Below are 5,190 nucleotides of genomic sequence, written 5' to 3'. Positions count from 1 at the left end.
GCACTCGACGCTGGGCTACCTGCCGCCCACGGCCTATGAACGGAAAACCGCAGTACAGCACCCTATCGAGGTGTCCGGTATTACTTGACCACTACAGATGTCGGACTGAAGTCCGACCTACAGGACGGGATTGTCGGTTGGCGGGGGGCGCGACCCTGTAGGTCGGACTTCAGTCCGACAACCCCTGCCTGATCAATCTGCGGGGGTCGCATCCTCTCGGTTTTCCACAATAGGGCCGCCCCCAATGTGGACGTTCACAATTTTCCGCTTCTCCCCGTGCGGCGAAGATGCCGGCATGGAATCAATCGCCGGAGGAGAGGTCGTCATGGAACAACAGAAAAAGCAGCCGTTCTACAAGATCCTGTACGTACAGGTGCTGTTCGCCATCGTGTGTGGCGTGATGCTGGGTTATTTCGAGCCCAAGCTGGGGGTGGATCTGAAGCCCCTGGGTGACGGCTTCATCAAGCTGGTCAAGATGATCATCGCGCCGGTGATCTTCTGCACCGTGGTGCACGGCATCGCCGGCATGCAGGACATGAAAAAGGTCGGCCGCGTGGGCGGCAAGGCGTTGCTGTACTTCGAAGTCGTCTCGACCCTGGCCCTGGCGATCGGCCTGGTGGTGGCCAACGTGGCCCAGCCGGGCGCGGGCTTCAATGCCGACGTGACCACCCTCGACACCAAGGCCATCGGCGACTTCACCGCCAAGGCCAAGGCCCAGAGCTCCACCGAGTTCATCCTCAACATCATCCCGGCCACCTTCGTGGATGCCTTTGCCAAGGGCGACATCCTGCAGGTGCTGCTGCTGGCCATCCTGTTCGGCTTCTCGCTGGCCGCGATGGGCGACAAGGGCAAGCCGGTGTTCGACTTCGTGGAGCAGATCTCCCACGTGATGTTCGGCATCGTGAACACCGTGATGAAGCTCGCTCCGGTGGGCGCCTTCGGCGCGATGGCCTTCACCATCGGCAAGTACGGCGTCGCCTCGCTGGTGCCGATGGCCAAGCTGATGGGCGCGTTCTACCTCACCTGCTTCCTGTTCGTGGTGCTGGTGCTGGGCGCCATTGCCCGCTACACCGGCTTCTCGATCTTCAAGTTCATCCGCTACATCCGTGAAGAGCTGCTGATCGTGCTGGGCACCAGCTCCTCCGAATCCGCCCTGCCGCGCCTGATGCACAAGCTCGAGAAGCTCGGCTGTGCCCGCTCGGTGGTTGGCCTGGTGGTGCCCACCGGCTACTCCTTCAACCTGGACGGCACCAACATCTACATGACGATGGCCGCCCTGTTCATCGCCCAGGCCACCAACACCGAGCTGACCCTGACCCAGGAGCTCACCATTCTGGTGGTGGCGATGCTGACCTCGAAGGGTGCCAGCGGCATCACCGGCGCCGGCTTCATCACCCTGGCCTCGACCCTGGCGGTCGTCCCGACCATCCCGGTGGCCGGCATGGCGCTGATCCTCGGCATCGACCGTTTCATGAGCGAAGCCCGCGCCCTGACCAACTTCATCGGCAACGCGGTGGCCACCGTGGTGGTGTCCCGCTCCGAGAACGAACTGGACATGGACACGATGAACCGGACCCTCAACGGCGGCCTGCCGGAAACCCATGCCGAGCCGGTGATGGTTGCGCCGGCGGTTGCAGCATCCCGATAAGCATTTCCGGCACTTTTCGTGTAAAACCGGCCCGGCGTATGCTTGGCCGGTTTTTTAACGTCCGAGCGTGACGCATTTGGTATTCCAAGGGCGCGCATACCCTTGGCGGTCTGGCCCGTTTAATGCGAGCCTTCCGCCTGTGGAAAATTTAACAGTTTCTTGCCAGGCCCTGCCTCCGATCCGCCCCGACCCATTTCGGCATGATTCGTGACTTGAAGGCCGCGGCCCTTGACGGGCTGCGTTTCCTGCCCCTGTTCCTGGGATTCATCGGCCTCTACTACGTCCTCGACAAGGTGAGCTTCGGCCATCCTTTGTTCGGGCTGAGCATCACGCCGTGGAACCCGGCGCCGGCCCTCGGGCTGGTGCTGGTGATGCGCTTCGGCCGGATGGCCTGGGCGCCGCTGGCGATCGCCGTGCTGCTGGCCGAGATCGGCGTGCACGGTCAGCTCGTGTCGATCTGGGTTCACGTGGTGCCGGGACTGGTGCTGGCGACCGGCTACGCCCTGCTGGGCGAGGTGCTGGCCCGCCGGCTCCCCCGCGACGCGCTGCTGGACGACCGCCGCACCCTGGTGGCCTGGCTGCTGCGGGTGGGCATCGGTTCGCTGCTCATCAGCCTGGCCTATCTGCTCTCGCTGCGGGCGGCCGGGCTGCTCGCTCCCGCCGGCTGGTGGCCGGGGCTCAAGCATTTCTGGGTGGGCGACGGAGTGGGCATCGCGGTGATGATGCCGCTGCTGCTGTGGCTCACCAGCAAGCGCGGCCGTCGGCGCCTGCAGCGCACGGTGCTCAACCGCGAAAGCATCGGCTACGTGCTGCTGGGCGTGGCCACCCTGTGGCTGGCGTTTGGCGTGGGCGGGCACAGCGGCTTCAAGCTGTTCTACCTGCTCTTCCTGCCCATCGTGTGGGCGGCGGGCCGGCAGGGCATGGCCGGCGCCATCGTGTGCGCGGCGCTGCTGCAGATCGGGGTGATCGTGGCGATGCGGGTGCTCCAGTACAGCGCCGTCACGGTGGCCGAGCTGCAGATCCTCGCGATGGCGATGGCGGTGGTCGGCTTCTTCGTGGGGGCGGTGGTCAATGAACAGCGCCGCACCACCCAGGATCTGCGCCACAGCCTGCGCCTGGCGGCGGCGGGCGAGATGGCCGGCGCCCTGGCCCACGAACTGCATCACCCCCTCACCGCCCTCTCCGCTTACGCCGGCGCCTGCGAACAGCTGATCGAGCGGGGCGAGACCGGCGAGCAGCTGCACGCGGCCGTGCGTTGCGTGCTGCGCGAATCCGCCAAGGCCGGCGACGTGGTGAAGCGTCTGCAGGATTTCTTCCGCACCGGCGACCCCCAGCCGGAAGTGCTGGGTCTGGCGGCGCTGGTCGAGGCCGCCGTGGCGCCCTACCGGCTGCGCGCCGAGCAGGCCGGCATCCGCCTGCGGGTGGCGCCGATGCCCGACGTGAGCCTGATGGTCGATCGCCTGCAGATGGAGGTGGTGCTGCGCAGCCTGCTCGCCAACGCCTTCGATTCGGTGGCCGACAGCCCGCGCCAGCCGCGGCGGATCTGGATCGCCGCCTGGAAGGACGGCAGCGAGCAGATCTGCCTGCGGGTGGAGGATTCCGGCTCGGGCCTCACCTCCGAGCGGGCCACCAACATGTTCGACCCGCTGGATGGCGCGAGCAGCGTGGGCCGCGGTTTCGGGCTGGCGATCAGCCGCGCCATCGTCGCCACCCACGGCGGCCGCCTGTGGGGCGAGGTGGCCAACCACGGCATCTTCAAGATCGAGCTGCCGGTGCTGCCCGGCGACACCGCGCCGCCGTCCACCAAGCCGGTGTTCAACGAGAGCGACATCTAGCCCCGGCGGGGCTTTCCGCGTTGAACCCGTCCCGCGCCGGTTGCATACTGGCCGGGTGTGCTTATGCGGAGGATGCAGCCATGGTTCAGCGCAGCCCCGGCCGGCGGCCGGAAGACGACGAAGTCGAGGACATCCTGCCCTTCGAAGGCCTCGTGCGCTACGAGCGCCACGTGCCGATCCATCAGGTTTCCTACTACCTGTGCGGCGAGATCCAGGAACCCCAGCACTACACCGAGCTGTTCTACACCCTGCGCACGGCGGCCCAGACCGACCTGATCTACCTGCACATCAACTCCCCTGGCGGTGATTTCAACACCGGGCTGCAGATCATCAACAACATGCTGGCCTCCGAGGCCCACGTGGTCACGGTGCTGGAGGCGCGGGCCTATTCGATGGCGGCCTTCATCTTTTTGTCGGGGGACGAGCTGATCGTCCACGACAACTGCCAGCTGATGTTCCACACCTATTCGAGCAGCTTCGCCGGCAAGGGCAGCGAGCAGGCGGCCGAGGTGCATGCCCTGGGGAACTGGTTCGAGAAGGTGACGACGCGCATCTGCACGCCCTTCTTGAGCGCCAGCGACATCGCCCACATCCTTCAGGGCAGCGATTTGTGGATGGATTCCGACGAGATCCGCCGCCGCCTGGGGCGCATCAAGGCCAACAAGCCCCGGGCCGCCACCCGCAAGCCGGCGGCGCGCAAGAAGGCCGATCCGGTCGATTAAGGTCGGGCCGGCAGGTAGCGGCTCTGCACCAGCCCGTTGGCAAAGACGCGGGTGGTGTCGTGCCGGAGCGGGATGCTCGCCGCCAGCGACCCGAAGAGCGGGATGCCGGCGCCGAGGATCACCGGAATCCGGGTGAGCGTCAGGGCATCCAGGAGGCCCGCAGCCAGAAAACCCTGCACCGTGCGCCCGCCATCCACATACAGGTGCTGCCGGCCGGCGGCGCCCAGGCGGGCGACGAGTTCGGCCGGGGTGTCGGCGGAGACATGCACCTTTCCGGCGAGGGCGGGGGGCACGTCCAGCGGCCGGTAGGTGAGCACCTCGACCGGCGTGTCGCCATAGGGCCAGGCCTCAAAGCCGAGCACGGTCTCGAAGCTGTGGCGGCCCATCACCAGTCCATCCACCGATTCAAAGAACGCGGCATAGCCGTAGTCCTCGCCCGGCGAGGGTGGCGGGATCTCGAGCCAGTCGAGCCCGCCGTCGGGGCGGGCGATGAAGCCATCCAGGCTGACGGCCAGGAAGGCCGAGACACGGGGCCTGCCCATGCCGGTGTGACGCCTACGGTCGGGCCGGCAACGCCGACACGATGTCGGCGGCGAGGGCGTCCACCAGCCGCCCGTGGGCCGCGGCGAGGCCGTCCCAGCTGGGCTCGCGGACGGTTTCGGTGGCCGAGAAGCGCCGGCTCACCACGTCGTGCCCGCCCTGGCGAAGCGTCCACACGGCCTCCAGCGTGACCCGCTCGAAGCCGTCGGCGTCAAAGCGCAGCACGTCGATGGGCAGGGTCAGGTCGGGGTCGGCGATGCTCGCCTGGGGCCACGCCACGGCGCGGACGTAGGCGCTGCGGCGGGCCACTTCGACGGCTACCCGGCGGGCGATCTCGGTCTTGAGGGGCGCGGCCCAGCGGTGCTCGTCCGACACCTCGGCGCGGGCGCCGCCCTGCTGGCGGACGATGTGCAGGCGGTCAATGGCGGCGGGCACGCCCACCGGG

The 5,190-nt window shown here is 67.4% G+C and carries 5 protein-coding genes; 3 read left to right on the top strand and 2 right to left on the bottom strand.

Annotation, left to right across the window (positions count from 1 at the left end; all coding sequences use genetic code 11):
• Nucleotides 1-325 precede the first annotated feature (325 nt).
• The 3 genes from QQK25_RS22145 to QQK25_RS22135 all read left to right on the top strand — a co-directional run bounded on the left by QQK25_RS22145 (nucleotide 326) and on the right by QQK25_RS22135 (nucleotide 4,205).
• The gene (locus tag QQK25_RS22145) at nucleotides 326-1,648 is read left to right on the top strand and encodes a dicarboxylate/amino acid:cation symporter (RefSeq protein WP_284189908.1); all 1,323 of its coding nucleotides are present in this window, start codon (nucleotides 326-328) and stop codon (nucleotides 1,646-1,648) included.
• Between the two features lie 200 nt (nucleotides 1,649-1,848).
• Nucleotides 1,849-3,483: a sensor histidine kinase gene (locus QQK25_RS22140; RefSeq protein WP_284189907.1), complete on the top strand. Its 1,635-nt coding sequence runs from the start codon at nucleotides 1,849-1,851 to the stop codon at nucleotides 3,481-3,483.
• An 80-nt stretch (nucleotides 3,484-3,563) separates the two neighbouring features.
• Nucleotides 3,564-4,205, top strand: a complete 642-nt coding sequence (locus QQK25_RS22135) for a Clp protease ClpP (protein WP_284189906.1) — start codon at nucleotides 3,564-3,566, stop codon at nucleotides 4,203-4,205.
• Here QQK25_RS22135 and QQK25_RS22130 read toward each other — a convergent pair.
• Both QQK25_RS22130 and QQK25_RS22125 read right to left on the bottom strand, forming a co-directional pair.
• Complete coding sequence (locus QQK25_RS22130) at nucleotides 4,202-4,747, bottom strand: dihydrofolate reductase family protein (protein WP_284189905.1); 546 nt, start codon at nucleotides 4,745-4,747, stop codon at nucleotides 4,202-4,204. The genes QQK25_RS22135 and QQK25_RS22130 overlap by 4 nt on opposite strands.
• A 13-nt stretch (nucleotides 4,748-4,760) precedes the next feature.
• The coding region (locus QQK25_RS22125; protein ID WP_284189904.1) for a PqiC family protein at nucleotides 4,761-5,190 on the bottom strand (430 nt) is incomplete at its 5' end.

Source organism: Zoogloea oryzae, assembly GCF_030161255.1.
Lineage (GTDB): Bacteria > Pseudomonadota > Gammaproteobacteria > Burkholderiales > Rhodocyclaceae > Zoogloea > Zoogloea oryzae.
This window is presented reverse-complemented; position numbering and strand designations above follow the sequence as displayed.